This window comes from Dysgonomonas sp. UBA7630, assembly GCF_002483985.1.
Lineage (GTDB): Bacteria > Bacteroidota > Bacteroidia > Bacteroidales > Dysgonomonadaceae > Dysgonomonas.
Genome location: NZ_DLIY01000004.1, coordinates 40563 through 57490, shown reverse-complemented (window position 1 = coordinate 57490; position 16928 = coordinate 40563). Strand labels below are relative to the sequence as shown.

The following is a 16928-nucleotide window of genomic DNA, read 5'->3' as shown; positions in this document are numbered from 1 at the left end:
ATTATTTATGGAGCGCCTAAAATCTATATTGGCAGATAAAGTGCTTGACCTATCCTCAGGAAACGGGGAAGAAGTGAAGGCAAAAATAGAAAAGATACAACGCTTTCGTGATTTTGCGAATGCATTGAAGTCTTTTATGATCAAGTATCCGGCTATAGAAGACGAACTGATATCTATGGTTGAGAGCGGAGACTTTGACACAAAAGTGGCTTCATCTCGTGTGGATACAATTATCCGTCTTGCTGATACCGAAAGGGCGCAAGCCGGTAAGTTTACACCTCAGATTGTTGAACCGATTGGTGTAGAAAATCAATCACCGTTGGATGAAAACGAAGAGTTGGAGACCGAAGACAGCTATATCAATCCTGATGATATTCCGATGGAAATATACGAGGGGGAGGAAGAAGCCTTGGTTCAGACTGAAGATATAGACTTTGAGGAGATCGAATCTATTTCGGAAGAAGTTGAAAAAGGTTACGTTCCTTTTGAAGATGTGAAAAGCGAAGAGGACGAGACCCTCGATATAAGCGAAGAGGAAAAGGCCGCAAAAAGAAAGCAGACAATCCGCAGAGTTTTGCAAATAGTCGGTATTATTCTTGCTGTCATAGCTTTAATCTTTATCATCAAATTCATCATGACCCATTGGCAGACAGTTCTCATTGTTCTTGGAATTCTTGTCGCACTGGGTATATTAATTTTCTGGTTGAAGCGAAAGCGTTGATACCGGATTTATGTAGAATCAATAATTCCTGAAATGGACTATTATAGGCAAACCCAATTAAAAGATTACAATTCATTAAAAACAGAAGCTCAGGCAAAGATTTTTTGCAAGCCCACTACAATCGAAGAGCTTCGCAAGTGTTTATCTGATTACCCGGACGAAAAAAAGCTGATAATAGGTAGCGGTTGCAACCTGTTTTTTACCAAAGACTTTGATGGACTGGTGATTTATCCCCATATCAAAGGGCTTCGTGAAATATCAGACGATGATGACGAAGACGATGATGTGTTTCTGGAAGTCAATGCTTCCGAAAACTGGGATGAACTCGTCGCTTACTGTGTCGAACGTGGTTTCGTAGGGCTCGAAAATCTTTCGCTGATTCCCGGTACAGTAGGTGCAGCACCTATACAAAACATAGGCGCTTATGGGGCTGAAGTAAAAGATGTGATACGTGAAGTTGTTGCAATAGATATGGAAACAGGGAAGATTGTTTCGTTTTCGAACGCTGAATGTGAGTTCGGATATCGTGACAGTATCTTCAAAAGGACAAATAAGTATTTGATCGTATCCGTTGTTATTCACCTGAAACGTTCCTTCGTTTACACCCCCAAGTATGCCGATCTGAATAAAGAACTGGAAGAGATAGAAGAGCCTACAGTTGAGGATGTGCGCAATGCTGTTATACGTGTTCGTCAAAGAAAGCTACCGGATGAAAGGGTACTGCCAAATGCCGGAAGTTTCTTTAAAAATCCGTATATAACAAAAGAGGCTGCGGATAAGATTTTACTGGAATATCCGACTCTGCCTGTTTTTCCATATAAAGATGGGTTGGTAAAAACATCAGCTGCATTTCTTATCGATAAAGCAGGATATAAAGGAAAAAGAATAGGCGACGTAGGTACATATCCCAATCAGCCGCTTATTATAGTCAATTATGGCACAACCGATGGAAACAACATCGTCAGTTTTATGAAAGAAGTGCAGGGGGCAGTGAACGATAAATTTGGTATCGAGCTTGAACCCGAAGTTAGAATTTATTAAAAAATTATATTAGCTAAAAACATGGCATCATTTATAATAGAGGGAGGTTGTCGCTTGAGTGGAGAAATTATTCCACAAGGAGCAAAGAATGAAGCATTACAGGTTATTTGTGCGACATTACTTACCGCAGAGGAAGTTATTATAGAAAATATTCCGGATATTCTGGATGTAAACAACCTGATACGTCTATTGAGCGACATGGGTGTCGAAACCAAAAGGTTGGCAGAAGATACCTGGTCATTCAAGGCCGAAAATGTAAATATAGACTATCTGCAAACACCGGAGTTCTTGAAGAGAAGTGCCTCTCTGCGTGGCTCGGTAATGATCATAGGTCCTCTTGTAGCTCGTTTTGGCAGGGCTATTCTCCCTAAGCCGGGAGGAGACAAAATTGGTCGTCGTCGTCTCGATACTCACTTTGTCGGGATACAAAAACTAGGTGCTGAATTTAATTACAACGACGCAGAACAGATATATAATATATCAGCCGAAAAGCTGAAAGGTACATATATGCTTCTTGATGAGGCTTCTGTTACCGGTACAGCTAATATTGTTATGGCTGCGGTATTAGCCGAAGGCGAAACTACAATCTATAATGCCGCTTGCGAACCATATATACAACAACTTTGCCGTTTGCTTACCAAGATGGGAGCCAAGATAGACGGGCAGGGGTCTAACCTATTGCGTATCGAAGGAGTAACTTCTTTGGGTGCTGCAAAACATCGTATATTGCCTGATATGATCGAGATCGGTAGTTTTATCGGTATGGCAGCTATTACAGGGTCGGAAGTTACAATAAAAGATGTAGCCTACGATGATTTGGGGATCATCCCCGACACATTCAGCCGTTTGGGTATTCAGTTGGAACGCAGAGGAGATGATATATATATTCCTGCACAGAAAGAATATACTATAGATACATTTATCGACGGGTCGATTCTTACTATTGCCGATGCTCCATGGCCGGGGTTGACTCCCGACCTAATCAGTGTGCTTCTTGTTGTGGCTACTCAGGCTAAGGGGAGTGTCTTAATACATCAGAAAATGTTTGAGAGCCGTTTGTTCTTTGTGGATAAACTTATCGATATGGGAGCACAGATCATATTATGCGATCCGCACCGTGCAACAGTAATCGGTACAGGAAAACGTCCTATGCGTTCCACAACGATGACTTCGCCGGATATACGTGCCGGTATAGCTTTGCTTATTGCCGCTATGTGTGCCGATGGAAAAAGTACCATACACAATATAGAGCAGATAGACCGTGGATATCAGAATATCGACGTGCGTCTTAATCAGCTCGGCGCTAATATTATGAGGCTGGACTAGAATATGTTCATTCATTGTTAACTTTATGATAAATAAACTTTTATATATTTTTCTCTTTTGCTTTGTTCCCTCAGCTCTACAAGCCCAAGAGAAGAATGAATTTCTCTTTTTGGGAAACATAACTGTTGGAAAGAGTTTGCCTTCGGATCAGCCGATAGTGGCTCAGACTTATAAGTTTAATGATGAGATATATTCAATGACGTTGGCACCTCGATCTCAAAAAGAAATTATTCTTTTGAGATCCAAAGTTCTTGTGTGTGACTTATCATCTTCTCGTACTCACTTAGAAATCAAATCGCAAGGGGAACCATTTCTGTCTTATAATAATAATGCGTTAATACTGTCTAAGATGAATAGTACCATTATGGCTTCAACAGAGTGCTATTCTCTTCATAATGGTAAAAGGTTGTGGAATAAGGGAAGGAGCCTCAATTCATTTGGTTTCTATACTATTTTTGTTGATAGTAAGTCTCCAACAATAGTAGGTGTGGATTCATATTTCCTTAAAGGAGTAGACGCAATGACAGGAAAAGAAATATGGAAAAAGAATATTAGCAAAAGAGATGCAGGAATACCTTATTATAGACAGATAAATGATTCAACTCTATTAATCATATCAGGGGGACTTCATGCCGTAAATATATATACAGGCAAAGGATGGGATTACGATATAAAAACGTCAGACAACAGTTTTAAGAGAGAAGTTATAAGCTATAGCATCAGCTCGGGAGGAGGTCTTATACCCGCTTTGATTGCTGAATTAGTAAGAGGAACTAAAAAATTAGATTATGGTGATATCAATATAGAGGGTGATATAATCATGTATAATAATGAAACAGAGCTTGTAAAACTATCAGCAACGGATGGGGCTATAATGGAAAAAAGAACAATAACAGCTAATCCTAAGAAAAATAGTAAAGATAGTTTAATAGAGTATTGGTATAAAGATTTGCGGTTTGAGGTGAATGATAATAAAATTTCTGTTTATAACTCCAATTCAGCATTAGTTGCGAATATAGTAAATCTCACAAGATTGATTTTTGCGAATGAGAATTTTATATATCTTGCAAAAGATAAATCAATTTATAAAATAGATATTTCACAATTTAATTAAAAAAACGTTTTAGAGTACGGTATCAATTTTTACACTATGACAGAAAATGAAAAGTATCTCTATGATCATTTCCTTATTAGTATAAAATCAGGATTTGAATCTTTAGAAGATATTATTACAGAGGCTATTGAAGCTGTAGAAGATGAAGGCTGGGAAAGCGAAATCTCTGAAGAGTGGATTCGGGATATTTTTGGCAAGGAGTATGCGAAAAATGAATCTGAAAGTAAAACATGGCAACGCCCTACTGATACGGATAAGCTGCATACCGTTTTCGATAATCTTTGTAAAGAGAAAATTGTAGCATTGCACAATGCCGGATATACACAATCCGAAGCTATATATGATGTGCAGGATGTATGGCAAGACCTGGAAGATAATGGGGTAAAACCTATTGGATATTGTTATTATCACGGGCAGGATTTGGAACGTGTAATACAAACGGGGGTGCTTAGTATCGGCTTCTATGGAGAAAAAGAAAAGAATGACAAGGAAGCTATATTGATAGGTAACAAAATTGTGGCCCAACTCAAGAACCAGGGCTTTACTGTGGAATGGGATGGCTCGGCATCGAAGCGTATCGAGGTTGTTGACTTTAAATGGCAAAATAGATTCACATCCGATGATGAAGTTGCCGAAAAATGGGGATATGATAGAGTCCTCGATTTGATGGAAGAATAAAGAGAAGCGGCTGTAATGAAAAGGGGTTGTCATCCTTTCCATTACAGCCGTTTAATTCTATACTTTTACTTTGCTCTTTCATATTGAAGAGGCCATTTTAGATCATCTCCCAACGATTTTGCCGCATGAAGCGCAAAATAAGGGTCTCTTAATAATTCTCTCCCGATAAAAATAAGATCGGCCTCCTCCTTTTGTAAAATCTCCTCTGCCTGATTCGCTTCAGTAATAAGCCCTACAGCTCCTGTAAGCATTCCTGTTCGGCTTTTTATTTCTTTGGCAAAAGGTACTTGATAATTTTTCCCTACAGGTATTCTTACGTGCGGTAGATTACCTCCGGATGATACATCGATAACATCTACACCTTTATCTTTCAATAACGATGCTAATTGTGTAGACTCTTCCGGATTCCAACCATTGTCTACCCAGTCGGTAGCTGATATTCTTACCCATAACGAGTGATCTTCATCCAATAATAACCGTACAGCGTCCACTATTTTAATTAACAATCGAATTCTATTCTCGAATGTACCACCATACTGATCATTTCTTTGGTTGGTAAGAGGAGATAAAAATTGATGGATAAGGTATCCGTGAGCCGCATGTATCTCTATTATCTTATAACCCGCTGTTATCGAACGTTGCGCAGCGAGCGCGAAATCATATATGATTTTTTCGATCTCAATCTCTGTTAATTCTGCCGGAGTATTATCTGTCTCATAAAAAGAGATAGGGGAGGGTGCTACAGTCTGCCAACTATTTTCACCTTCTTTTATTTGCTCTCCACCTTTCCATCCCAATTCGCAGCTTGCTTTACGCCCGGCATGAGCTAATTGTATTCCCGGTATAGAGCTGTTTTCTTCGATTGCTGCTACTATTTCCTTGAGTTTTGATATATGCTCGTCTTTCCATATACCCAAATCTCCATACGAAATTCGACCTTCGGGACAAACGGCGGTTGCTTCCTGTATAACGGCTGCTACACCGCCTACAGCTCTACTGGTATAATGGACAAAGTGCCAATCGGTAGCGAAACCGTCATGCGCCGAATATTGACACATGGGAGACATGATAATCCTATTTTTGAGAGTAAGATTACGTATCGATAAATTACTAAATAGCTTAGACATATATTATTTGTTTATTATTCCAGTCCTAATGTTTTTATGCTTAAATCTATTTCTCTCGGATCTCCGGTATGCTTTCCAGCTACATCCGAAAGTTTTACGGCTTTCATGAAGTTCGCATCCTTCTTATGTAATTTTACATCCGTTAGTTTAATAACGATATTCAACGCTTTAGATCCTACATCGTTCGAAAAGAATGTACCGATACCATACGTGTCGTGTATACGTCCGGCAACATGATCTTTTATTTCCTTAACTGTTTCTAGGTTTAGCGAATCGCTGAATACTAATGTTTTGGAAGTAGCATCTATGCGGTTTTGTTGATAAAAAGAGATCGCCTTGTCTGCAAAAACAAGAGGGTCTCCGCTATCGTGGCGTACTCCGTCAAATAGTTTAGCCTGTTTGAGGCTGAACGAGTTGAAAAAAGAATCGGTAGTGTATGTATCTGTCAATGCAATGCCCAGACTGCCGTCGTAGACCTCAACCCATGCTTCCAAGCCCTTGATATTTGCCGACCGATAACCGAATATTGCGCCATGAAACATAAACCATTCGTGCGGCATTGTACCAATCGGAATCGTATTGTGTTTCATCGCAAAGTATACATTGCTTGTCCCTTTAAAGTACTTTCCCGAATAGGCCTGAAGTGCTCCGATAACTTTATCTTCTACGTCGAAAGAAAAACGTCTGCGAGTACCAAATTCAGAATAATCGGCCTCCATTTCTTTTAGGGCTTTTGCTTTTATGATTGCATTTTCTTCTACATTCTGAGGGGTCGCCCCTGTCATCTGGAAATAAAGCTCGGAGATAATTGCCAGCAGCGGTACTTCCCAAAGTACAGTTCTGTACCAATAGCCCTCTATTACCACGCTGAGGTCTCCTCCTTCTTGAGTAATGGTCACTTCCTCTGGTTTATATCTGAATCCTTCAAGAAAGTCTACAAATACAGGGTCGAAGAAATAGCATTTGGCTTTTATAAATTTTTTCTCTTCGGCGGTTAATTGCAAGTTAGCCATAGATGCTACTTCTTCTTTCATCCGTTCGGCGAATCCTTCAGGAAATTGAGTCTTTCCTCGGTTCGTAAAAGCATATCTGACGTATGCCCACGGATATAGCTTTTGGATAGCTAACATGACGGAAAATTTATACAGATCGTTGTCTGTAAAATGTTTTATTATCATAATTCTGTGGTGGTGTTAAATTGTATAATTGACAAATATACCTTTTTATATAACAAATAAAGAACGCCGATGTTGTAGAGTTCTGCAACATCGGCTTATTTTTAGTTTTTCTTATTTCGGTTTTAAAGAAAAGATATGTTATTCCAGCTTGTGGATGACAAGTCCTGACCGTAGTTTTGGTTCAAACCATGTTGTTTTTGGTGGCATGATGTTGCCCGTGTCGGCAATGTTCATCAGTTGCTTCATCGTGACAGGGTATAAGGCCAGTGCCAGCTTCATCTCACCGCTATCTACACGTTTTTTCAGTTCGTCCAATCCTCTAATTCCTCCTACGAAATCGATACGCTGATCGGAACGCAAATCCTTTATGCCTAGAATTTCGTCCAATATATACTTCGAAGAGATAGTCACATCCAAGACGCCTATAGGGTCGTTGTCGTCGTAAGTATCTTCTTTTGCAGTCAGGCTATAGCATTTGCTGTCAAGATAGATGGAGAAATTGTGTAAAGCGGTAGGCTTTTCAATGTCAGAACCCTTTTCTTCTACAATAAAATGTGCTTCCAGTTTTTTGAGAAATTCGGAAACACTCAATCCATTCAGGTCTTTTACCAAACGGTTGTAGTCTATTATATTGAGTTGGTTGTCGGGAAAGCAAACAGCCATAAAGTAGTTGTACTCTTCGTCTCCTCTATGATGAGAGTTCAACCTCGCTTTTTCTGCTCCTACAAGTGCTGCCGCTGCTGAGCGATGGTGTCCGTCGGCGATATACAGGTAAGGTATAGTTGCAAATATATCCGTTATTTGTTGTATGTCCTCTTGATCTTTTATTACCCAGAAATGATGCCCTACACCGTCTGTTGCTTCAAAGTCATATTCGGCCGGAGTAGATATTGTGTTTGTTATTATCTTATCCAAGTCTTTATTGTCAGGGTAGGCAAAAAATACTGGTTCTATATTCGCATTATTCACACGTACATGCTTCATGCGGTCTTCTTCTTTATCTCTGCGTGTGAGTTCGTGTTTTTTTATCTTTCCATTCATGTAATCATCTATATGCGAACATACTACCAACCCGTACTGGGTTTTTCCATTCATGGTTTGTGCATATACGTAGTAGTATTCTTCCGGGTCTTGCTCCAGCCAACCTTTTTCCTGAAACTTATTGAAATTCTGTACTGCACGTTGGTATACATCGGGATGATGTTCATCTATTGTTTCCTCAAAATCTATCTCCGGCTTTATGATACGGTAAAGAGATTTTTCGTTGCCTTCTGCTTCGAGCCGAGCTTCCAGAGAGCTTAAAACGTCGTAGGGGCGTGAGGCAATTTGCTCAACAATACTTTTGGGTGGTCTTATTCCTTTAAACGGTTTTATTAGGGCCATGCTGTTTAAATTGAATGGATTATAAGGTTAAAAATCAATTAAGGCAATGCAATCTTATCTTACTTTTTGCTATATGCAAATATATAAAAACAATAGCTAAAAGTATCATAATATGTAAAAAATCCAAATACCCCTGATACAAAAAGCATTTTGCTAGATTCTTGAAATTAAAATCAATAAAAGTCATTCTTAATCACAGTATTTCATATATAATTAGTAATTTTGAAGTCCAAAAATTAATATTGAAGAGTTCTTAATTCCCTAATTTAATATATAAAATGAAGAAATATAATTTTAGTGCAGGGCCATCAATCCTTCTCCAACAGACAATGGAGGAGACAGCAAAAGCTATTCTGGATTTTAATGGTTCTTCTTTTTCTTTAATGGAGGTAAGCCACAGGAGCAAGGATTTTCAGGCTGTAATGGACGAAACAGTTGAACTGTTTAAGGAATTATTAGAAATTCCATCGGGCTACTCGGTGCTTTTCCTTGGAGGAGGTGCAAGTTTGCAATTTTGCATGGTACCTTTTAATTTACTAGAAAGAAAAGCGGCATATTTGAATACGGGGACGTGGGCAAGTAAAGCTCAGAAAGAAGCTAAACTGTTTGGTGAAGTAGTTGAAGTGGCATCATCTAAGGCTGCAAACTATACTTATATCCCAAAAGATTATACAATTCCTACCGATGCGGATTATTTTCACATCACTACCAATAATACGATTTTCGGAACAGAGATACATACCGATCTCGATTCTCCGGTGCCGTTAGTTGCAGATATGTCGTCAGACATTTTCTCTCGTCCGGTAGATATATCAAAATATGCTTTGATATATGGTGGTGCTCAGAAAAATCTGGCTCCATCGGGAGTGACTTTCGTTATCGTAAAAGATGAAATATTAGGAAAGGTAAATCGCCCTATCCCAACAATGTTGGATTATCGTACACATATCGAAAACGGTTCGATGTTCAATACACCTCCTGTTATTCCTGTATATGCTGCAATGCAAACATTGAGATGGCTGAAAGCGAATGGAGGTCTTGATGCAATGTATAAACGCAACAAAGAAAAGGCTGCATTGCTATATGACGAAATCGATCGCAGCTCCGTGTTTAAAGGTACATGTCAGGTTGAAGACCGTTCGTTGATGAATGTATATTTTGTGATGACTTCCGAATATGAAGGAAATGAAGCTGCATTCTTAGAATTTGCGAAAGAACGTGGATTGTGTGAATTAAAAGGACACCGCTCTGTTGGTGGTTTCCGTGCATCTATTTACAATGCTATGCCTATCGAAGGTGTTCAGGCATTGGTGGATGCAATGAAAGAATTTGAAAAGAAAATAGCTAAATAATGAAAGTACTTATTGCTACAGACAAACCTTTTGCTGCTGAGGCTGTAACTGGAATCAGAGAAGTTGTAGAGAAAGCCGGATTTGAATTGGTTTTGCTCGAAAAGTACACAGAGAAGAAACAATTGTTAGATGCGGTAGCTGATGTTGATGCTGCAATTATTCGTAGCGATATCTTCGATAAGGAAGTGTTAGATGCTGCTAAGAATCTAAAGATTGTTGTACGTGCAGGAGCCGGTTATGATAATATTGATTTGGAAGCTGCTACAGCAAACAATATATGTGTGATGAATACTCCGGGTCAGAATGCGAACGCTGTTGCAGAGTTGGTGTTTGGCCTTGCTGTGTATGCCATCCGCAATTTCTTTAAAGGTACGTCGGGAACAGAGCTTCTAGGTAAAAAACTGGGAATCCATGCTTATGGAAATGTAGGACGCAATGTTGCTCGTATAGCCAAAGGCTTTGGTATGGAAGTTTATGCTTTCGATCCGTTCTTGTCTAAAGAAGCTATCGAAAAAGAAGGCGTAAAAGCTGTTGGTTCTGCTGAGGAATTATACACTACATGCCAGTACGTATCTTTGCATATGCCTGCTACAGACGAAACTGCTAATTCTATTAACTATGCATTGATTAGCAAAATGCCTAAAAATGCATTGCTGCTTAATACTGCTCGTAAAGAAGTAGTAGATGAAGCTTCGATAGTGAAAGTAATGGAAGAACGTAAAGATTTCAAATATGTAACAGATGTACTTCCCGGCAATCATGCTGAAATGACAGAAAAATTTGCAGGAAGATATTTCTCTACACCTAAAAAATCGGGTGCGCAAACCGAAGAGGCAAATATCAATGCCGGTATTGCTGCAGCCAATCAAATAGTAGACTTCATTAAGAACGGTAATGAACGTTTCAGAGTAAATGGAAAGTAAGATAACACCTATCTAACTATACTTTTTTTGAAAGGGGTACTCGCATAGAGTATCCCTTTCTTATTGTTTAGATATATTTGTTTTTATTGATTTTATCTTATAATAGGGCGAATAGTATTTCCTAATGAGAGGAAAAACTAAGAAAGAAAGTGACATATAAAAAGCAGTAAAATACTGTTACTTTTGTTACTTTTTGAGAAATAGTATTTTCTTAATCGGGTACGTAAAGCATTTCGAAAAAGAAATAAAGACTTTATAATTAGCCTGTCATGTTTCCAGTTTGAGGAAGCAATATTCTAAGCAGAAATGAGTTATATTTGTAAACTGTAACAACTTATTGTAATAACCTGAAAAAAGCTTGAAAAGATCTATATCTTACATATTTAGTATCCTTATTTTTTTATTGTCTGCATATTCTTGTAAACAGGTAAAACTGGAAGATGCAGACCGTAAGTTTGCACAAGGTGAATATTTTGTTGCGGCAGATATGTATCGCAAGATATACCGCAGCATTCCTGTAAAGAAGAGAGAGTTGAGAGGAGAAGTCGCTTTGCGTATGGCAGAAAGTTACAGGCTGATAAACAATCCACTGCGAGCGAATGCGGCGTATGCTAATGCTGTTAGATATAAGGTGAACGACAGCACTCTGAATCTGCAATATGCCAGATCGTTGCAGAAGGTGGGAGATTATAAGCAAGCTGCTCGTTACTACGCTGATTTCTTAAAGCTTTTCCCTGATAATAAATTTGCTCTTAACGGGCTGGAAAGTACAAAGGTAGCTCCGGAGTGGAAAGCTAATCCGACATTATATACAGTGAAGAGGATGGATTTGTTTAATTCCAATCGGGGTGAGTTTAGTCCGATGTTGCTTCCTCCCGATTACGATCAGTTATACTTTACATCTAACCGAGAAGGTGTTATAGGAGATACAATAAGTAATATAACAGGATCTAAGCTCAATGATATATTCATGTCTCGCAAAGATGAAAGTGGAAACTGGATGAAACCCGAGCATTTGGATTCACCGATAAATACTTCATCAGACGAGGGTACAACTTCATTTTCGGCTACAGGCTCGGCAATGTATTTTACACAAACAAAACTCGATTCGGTAAATACTTCCTTTCCATCTATATATGTCTCATACCGTTCGTCGGGGTCATGGGGAAAAGGTACGAAGATAGAAATAAACAGACGTGATACAACCAGTGTCTATGCCCATCCGGCAATAACACCCTTGGGTGACTATATTTATTTTGTGTCCGACATGCCCGGAGGCTATGGCGGAAAAGATATCTGGAGGGCAAGCATGGTTGGCGACTTGGTCGAATTTGTTGAAAACTTGGGGCCGGATATCAATACGGCAGGAGACGAAATGTTTCCGTATATGCGAAACGACTCAACGCTCTATTTTTCTTCAGACGGACACGTAGGGATGGGTGGTCTGGATATATATAAGGCTGAATACGATAAAAAGTCTAAAGGCTGGAAGGTAGAGAATATGAAGTTCCCTATAAACTCTCAGGCAGATGATTTTGGTATAACGTTCGAAGGAAACAAAGAAAGTGGGTTCTTTAGCTCCAATCGTGGCGACGGAAAAGGATTTGATCATATATATTCTTTTGCATACCCGATAATAACCACCGTAGCCGAAGGGTATATTGTGGATACAGACGATGAGTTTGTAACCAATGCCACTATACGTGTGGTAGGGCGTGACGGAACGAATATGAGGTTTCCCGGAAAGAATGACGGGACTTACAAAATGGACGTAAAGCAAGGGGTAGACTATGTATTTCTGGCAAGTGCCAAAGATCATCTGAATACACGTATGTCTCTCAAAACTCTAGCGGTAGAGAAGGATTCAACCTACCTGTTAGATTTCATCCTTACTCCGATCAATAAGCCGGTGGTATTGGAAAATATATTCTATGAGTTTGATAAAGCGACCTTGCTCCCCGAGTCTAAAAAGGAATTGGATGGTTTGATCGACTTGCTTAATACCAATCCGAATGTGACAATCGAACTTTCGGCTCATGCTGACAGAAAAGGGTCGGACGAATATAATATTAAACTCTCGCAACGAAGAGCTGAGTCTGTGGTCAATTACCTGATAGCGGGAGGAATATCTAAGGATCGTTTGACGGCTGTGGGTAAAGGAAAAAGTGAACCTAAGACAGTAACAAAAGCTATTGTAAAGAAGTATGACTTTCTGAAAGAAGGTGATATACTGAATGAGGAGTTTATTGAAGGGCTCACCCCAGAGCAACAGGAGATGGCTGATCAGGTAAACCGCCGGACAGAGTTTAAGGTATTGAGTATTACATATAATCTCGAATAGTATGTTAAGACTGACTTTATTTATAATATCTGCAATAATCTCTTTTGCTGACATAGAGGCACAGGAGTTGAATGCCAAGTTAACCATAAACAGCAGTAAGGTTCCTGCGGCAAACCAAAACTTGTTTTCGGCAATGGAGAGCTCACTCAATCAGTTGTTGAATGATCAGACATGGACAAATACCTCGTTCAACAGAAATGAGCGTATTGATTGCTCTGTGAATATTTCGATAAGTGAAATGACTTCGGATAATAGTTTTGTTGCAGAAATGCAGGTTACTTCACGCCGTCCTGTATATAATTCGACATATATAACTACTCTAATCAACTATAGAGATACTAAGTTTGAGTTTAATTATACACCGGGGGAATCTCTCGACTTGAGCAATATTACACTTTCTAATAATTTGGTGGCAGTAATATCCTTTTATGCTTATGTTGTGATAGGGCTCGATTTCGATTCCTTTTCCTTAAATGGAGGTGCTCCGTATTTTGCGAGGGCGATGGAAATAGCGAATATGGCTCAGTCGTTGAATACAAAAGGGTGGGAGCCTTTCTCCGGCAAGAATGATAACAGGTATGATCTTGCTGTGGCTCTTACCGATGAGAGCTCTAAAGCCTTTCATTCTTTCTGGTACAATTATCATCGCAATGGGTTGGACGAAATGGCAGCCAACGCTTCACGTGGAAGAATACGTATTATAGAAGCAATGGCAGACTTGCAGAAATTGTATGATTCACGTCCTTCTTCTCCATTGTTATTAATTATCGGAGAAACCAAACTGGATGAAATAGTACGCATCTGTTCTCAGGCTACAGCCGAAGAAAAGCAAGCTGTAAAAAAGCAACTCAATCAGATATTTCCTACGAAAGGTTATCTTATAAATAACCTTAAATAAATGTTTTACAAAACTATGCTAAAAAAATATCTCCTGCTATTCTCTTTTATAATTGCTTACGTATCCGCTTCGGCGAATATGGCGTCTCCGTGGATCGGAGGCAATCCGATGAGTGAGGCTTATTCGAGCAAGGATATAGATATTCTGCATGAGTCTTTACATGTCCGCATTATCGATTTTTATACAGCTAAGTATACGGTGATCTATACAATTAAATCAGATAGGGCAGGGAAGCAGATTCCCCTCATTTTTGACACGATGACGGATGTTTCGCAAGACGATGGCTTTCGTGTGTGGGTAGATGATAAAGAAGCTGAGGTCTCAAAAGTACCTTCTTCGTATGAAAACAAGGCGGCTCTTTCGTGGATAGATTCTTTGGATAATCATCTCTTATACTCGCAGGAGAATGTTCCGAATTTGATCGGACTGAAATATTTTGAAGTCGGTCTCTCTGAGGGTGAGCATGCTATCAGGGTGGAGTATACAGTGCGTGCGAATGTGTATGTCGGTAATCCTGTTAGAGAGTTTACGTTGAGGTACAATCTTGCGCCGGCTCGTTTTTGGCGTACATTCGGAGGACTGGATATTGAGATAGATATAACAGGGCTGGACGGCACATTCGAAACGAATTTGCCTGCTGAAAAAACGAGTCTTACCGATGCTGTAACACACTTGTATTTTTCGGAGATACCGTCAGACGAATTTGTTATAACGTACACACCCGAATTAGGATGGTTTGCTAATGTTTTTGTAGCAATTGGACACTGGTTAGTACTTGCTTTTATTCTAGTACTCGGTGTTGTACATGTTTATCTTACTCTAAGATATCGGATCAGGAAGCCAACAAAACGTTTTTCCCCTGTCGTAATAGTTGGAGGCATTTTAGCACCTATTCTTTATTTGTGTTTATATGTGTGGTCATATTCTTTAATAGATATGGTGATAGGAGAATATGCTTCGGGAAGGCATGGGTATGTATTCCTTATCTTTTTGCTATATCCTGTTGTTATGCCAATCTATTTGCTACTGATTTGGATGATTGATAAGATGAAGAAGGATAAAATAAAAAAGGATGTCTCTATTTAAGAAACATCCTCTATCTTCAATCTTGTTTTTCTCATTTGCTAGCCATGTACTTGCCTTGCTGATCGTTGATAGTAGTATTTAATATTGTCAAATACTTTCTATACTGTTTTTCAGACAAAACTGATCTTACGTTAGCCAAGTTAAAGAATAGCGCTTTTTCTGCTGCTTCTTTATCATTGTCAATCAACGCGCTTTTTAGTTTTTCAGTAGAATCATAGAAGATAGCTCTCATGTATTCTTTCTGATTGGAAGTTGCATTCACATATTCTGCAACACTTTCGAATGTTGATTTGTTGTTCAATACCCAAAGAACATCATAATCGTTTTGCGCGTAAGAGCTGGCTCCTAATCCAAGCACAGCTACAACTAAAATTAATAACCTTTTCATAACCAATTTTTTAAATAAACAATCTTTACTTTAATAACCTAAACCTATAAGACAAAAAAAGACAGAGAGTACCTGTTATTTATCATGGTACTCTCTGTTTAATTATCTTGTATAGTAATAACCTAAAACTCTATGCAAAGATAAAATGTATTTATTGAAAAGTAAAATATTTTAACACAAAAATGTTATATTAATGTTCAATGTGATATATATAAAACCTATAAGTGCTCTTTTTGATATGTGAATATGCCAAACCTAAATAAAAAAGAGGTTGCTTTTGCGAAACAACCTCTCCCTTAAGATATATCAGTTTATTTATTTATCGTCTGTCTCTGGCTGAATATGAGATAGCAGAGGTACTTTTAGCTTTCTTTGTTTTCGGTGCTTTATAATTGCTCTTCTTTGTGCTTTTTGTATTGCCTGTTTGAATTTGATTGATCGAGTCGTTCACTATCCATAATTCTTTGTCAAACTCCTTCAATTCGCCCTCTATTTTGTTTTGAGCCTCTTTTAATGTCTCTGGAGTCGTATATATCTGGTTGAGGAACTTATTCTCCATATTGGTAGTCTTGTATATCTCTCCTTCATACAAGCGCATACGGAAATAGTCGTCAATGGTTTTGTTCATTACGTTGTTCTTATCCGAAGCCATAATGGGCATACGGGCTGCATACGGGCGTATATTTTCGTATGGTATCCAAAATTGAGGTTCTCTTAAGCCTTGATCTGTAGATGTTCCGAAGTCTATACCATCAACGTATTGCTGACGAAACAGTACCGGGCAAATAGCTACTGTTTTCACACCTAGCACAGAGTTAGATTGGTCGAAGTACCAAGCTTCTTTTATATAATATCCCAAAGCTTCGTTGCTGGGAATGCTGAATTCATCATAAGAATAGGCATTACCGTTTTTTTGATAAGGTATTTCGAGCCGTTGGAGTACGTCTCCAAAATTGATTTTCAGATTATCCACAAAAAGGTCAGTGCCATTATTCCAATCATAAGCAACAAGGTTCCCATCGCCCATCAGTTTAAAGATCATTGTATAGAAGTTCATCTGATTGCCAATAGGCTGTACCGGATAATATAGAGCAGCATTCTTTCCCTTTGTAAGGTCTAAGAATCGATATACCTCTCTGATCCACGTAGCATTCGATAAATCTTGTGTCTGTGTGTCGTTCATCATCTCTGCGCGCACAGACAATTGAGGTACTTTTGGTCCGTTGTTTTGCTGTGTATTACCTTGTTGTTGCTGTTGCCTTTTGGCTATTCTGTCTCGAAGCGATTCGGGCTGTTCTTGTGCATACAACACAGAGATAAAGCTCAATCCGCAAATAACGACAGCTAATATTTTACTTATCTTATTCATTTT

At 38.8% G+C, this 16928-nt stretch carries 15 protein-coding genes; 10 read left to right on the top strand and 5 right to left on the bottom strand.

The genetic code is table 11. The features are described 5' to 3' along the window. Positions 1 to 7 precede the first annotated feature (7 nt). Genes B3P17_RS01860 through B3P17_RS01840 form a run of 5 tightly spaced genes read left to right on the top strand, consistent with a single transcriptional unit; the run spans position 8 to position 4880 of the window. A complete protein-coding gene (locus tag B3P17_RS01860) occupies positions 8 to 721 on the top strand; it encodes a DUF2157 domain-containing protein (RefSeq protein ID WP_252638646.1) in 714 nt (237 codons plus the stop codon). A 33-nt stretch (positions 722 to 754) separates the two neighbouring features. After that, positions 755 to 1762: a UDP-N-acetylmuramate dehydrogenase gene (gene murB / locus B3P17_RS01855; protein WP_252638647.1), complete on the top strand. Its 1008-nt coding sequence runs from the start codon at positions 755 to 757 to the stop codon at positions 1760 to 1762. A gap of 21 nt (positions 1763 to 1783) precedes the next feature. After that, the gene (gene murA, locus B3P17_RS01850) at positions 1784 to 3088 is read left to right on the top strand and encodes a UDP-N-acetylglucosamine 1-carboxyvinyltransferase (RefSeq protein WP_252638649.1); all 1305 of its coding nucleotides are present in this window, start codon (positions 1784 to 1786) and stop codon (positions 3086 to 3088) included. Between the two features lie 25 nt (positions 3089 to 3113). Continuing rightward, a complete protein-coding gene (locus B3P17_RS01845) occupies positions 3114 to 4202 on the top strand; it encodes a hypothetical protein (RefSeq protein WP_291102967.1) in 1089 nt (362 codons plus the stop codon). 36 nt (positions 4203 to 4238) lie between these two features. Further along, the gene (locus tag B3P17_RS01840; RefSeq protein ID WP_252638651.1) at positions 4239 to 4880 is read left to right on the top strand and encodes a DUF6891 domain-containing protein; all 642 of its coding nucleotides are present in this window, start codon (positions 4239 to 4241) and stop codon (positions 4878 to 4880) included. A 65-nt stretch (positions 4881 to 4945) separates the two neighbouring features. Here the strand turns inward: B3P17_RS01840 and B3P17_RS01835 are convergent, their stop codons facing one another. The 3 genes from B3P17_RS01835 to B3P17_RS01825 form a co-directional block, all read right to left on the bottom strand. Continuing rightward, positions 4946 to 6007 (bottom strand): NADH:flavin oxidoreductase/NADH oxidase, encoded by a 1062-nt coding sequence (locus tag B3P17_RS01835; RefSeq protein ID WP_252638652.1) that lies wholly within the window; start codon positions 6005 to 6007, stop codon positions 4946 to 4948. Positions 6008 to 6021: 14 nt separating this feature from the next. Beyond that, positions 6022 to 7185, bottom strand: coding sequence for a nicotinate phosphoribosyltransferase (pncB, locus tag B3P17_RS01830; RefSeq protein WP_252638653.1), 1164 nt, complete (start codon positions 7183 to 7185; stop codon positions 6022 to 6024). A gap of 138 nt (positions 7186 to 7323) precedes the next feature. Next, positions 7324 to 8568, bottom strand: coding sequence for a DUF1015 domain-containing protein (locus tag B3P17_RS01825; RefSeq protein WP_252638654.1), 1245 nt, complete (start codon positions 8566 to 8568; stop codon positions 7324 to 7326). Between the two features lie 278 nt (positions 8569 to 8846). Between B3P17_RS01825 and serC the strand changes: the two genes are divergently transcribed. From serC to B3P17_RS01800, 5 genes are all read left to right on the top strand, one after another. Continuing rightward, entirely contained in the window at positions 8847 to 9920 is a 1074-nt protein-coding gene (gene serC / locus B3P17_RS01820) for a 3-phosphoserine/phosphohydroxythreonine transaminase (protein ID WP_291102954.1), read from the top strand. Then, positions 9920 to 10843 (top strand): NAD(P)-dependent oxidoreductase, encoded by a 924-nt coding sequence (locus B3P17_RS01815; RefSeq protein ID WP_252638658.1) that lies wholly within the window; start codon positions 9920 to 9922, stop codon positions 10841 to 10843. The genes serC and B3P17_RS01815 overlap by 1 nt, the downstream gene beginning before the upstream one ends. Before the next feature lie 358 nt (positions 10844 to 11201). Continuing rightward, positions 11202 to 13184 (top strand): OmpA family protein, encoded by a 1983-nt coding sequence (locus B3P17_RS01810; RefSeq protein ID WP_252639688.1) that lies wholly within the window; start codon positions 11202 to 11204, stop codon positions 13182 to 13184. Position 13185: 1 nt separating this feature from the next. Continuing rightward, complete coding sequence (locus B3P17_RS01805; protein ID WP_252639691.1) at positions 13186 to 14082, top strand: DUF4835 family protein; 897 nt, start codon at positions 13186 to 13188, stop codon at positions 14080 to 14082. A gap of 15 nt (positions 14083 to 14097) precedes the next feature. Then, positions 14098 to 15168 (top strand): hypothetical protein, encoded by a 1071-nt coding sequence (locus B3P17_RS01800; protein ID WP_291102946.1) that lies wholly within the window; start codon positions 14098 to 14100, stop codon positions 15166 to 15168. 31 nt (positions 15169 to 15199) lie between these two features. On the opposite strand, the gene B3P17_RS01795 is transcribed toward B3P17_RS01800, so the two are convergent. Both B3P17_RS01795 and gldN read right to left on the bottom strand, forming a co-directional pair. Next, positions 15200 to 15556, bottom strand: a complete 357-nt coding sequence (locus tag B3P17_RS01795) for a hypothetical protein (protein WP_252639696.1) — start codon at positions 15554 to 15556, stop codon at positions 15200 to 15202. A 319-nt stretch (positions 15557 to 15875) separates the two neighbouring features. Further along, positions 15876 to 16925 carry a gliding motility protein GldN gene (gldN, locus tag B3P17_RS01790; RefSeq protein WP_252637006.1) on the bottom strand — a complete coding sequence of 350 codons (1050 nt, stop codon included), beginning with the start codon at positions 16923 to 16925 and terminating at the stop codon, positions 15876 to 15878. Positions 16926 to 16928 lie beyond the last annotated feature (3 nt).

What these genes read in the sequence shown, in the direction of transcription:
- B3P17_RS01860 (WP_252638646.1), top strand. Translation starts at nt 8, where the DNA reads ATGGAGCGCCTAAAATCTATATTGGCAGATAAAGTGCTTGACCTATCC.
- murB (WP_252638647.1), top strand. Translation starts at nt 755, where the DNA reads ATGGACTATTATAGGCAAACCCAATTAAAAGATTACAATTCATTAAAA.
- murA (WP_252638649.1), top strand. Translation starts at nt 1,784, where the DNA reads ATGGCATCATTTATAATAGAGGGAGGTTGTCGCTTGAGTGGAGAAATT.
- B3P17_RS01845 (WP_291102967.1), top strand. Translation starts at nt 3,114, where the DNA reads ATGATAAATAAACTTTTATATATTTTTCTCTTTTGCTTTGTTCCCTCA.
- B3P17_RS01840 (WP_252638651.1), top strand. Translation starts at nt 4,239, where the DNA reads ATGACAGAAAATGAAAAGTATCTCTATGATCATTTCCTTATTAGTATA.
- B3P17_RS01835 (WP_252638652.1), bottom strand. Translation starts at nt 6,007, where the DNA reads ATGTCTAAGCTATTTAGTAATTTATCGATACGTAATCTTACTCTCAAA.
- pncB (WP_252638653.1), bottom strand. Translation starts at nt 7,185, where the DNA reads ATGATAATAAAACATTTTACAGACAACGATCTGTATAAATTTTCCGTC.
- B3P17_RS01825 (WP_252638654.1), bottom strand. Translation starts at nt 8,568, where the DNA reads ATGGCCCTAATAAAACCGTTTAAAGGAATAAGACCACCCAAAAGTATT.
- serC (WP_291102954.1), top strand. Translation starts at nt 8,847, where the DNA reads ATGAAGAAATATAATTTTAGTGCAGGGCCATCAATCCTTCTCCAACAG.
- B3P17_RS01815 (WP_252638658.1), top strand. Translation starts at nt 9,920, where the DNA reads ATGAAAGTACTTATTGCTACAGACAAACCTTTTGCTGCTGAGGCTGTA.
- B3P17_RS01805 (WP_252639691.1), top strand. Translation starts at nt 13,186, where the DNA reads ATGTTAAGACTGACTTTATTTATAATATCTGCAATAATCTCTTTTGCT.
- B3P17_RS01800 (WP_291102946.1), top strand. Translation starts at nt 14,098, where the DNA reads ATGCTAAAAAAATATCTCCTGCTATTCTCTTTTATAATTGCTTACGTA.
- B3P17_RS01795 (WP_252639696.1), bottom strand. Translation starts at nt 15,556, where the DNA reads ATGAAAAGGTTATTAATTTTAGTTGTAGCTGTGCTTGGATTAGGAGCC.
- gldN (WP_252637006.1), bottom strand. Translation starts at nt 16,925, where the DNA reads ATGAATAAGATAAGTAAAATATTAGCTGTCGTTATTTGCGGATTGAGC.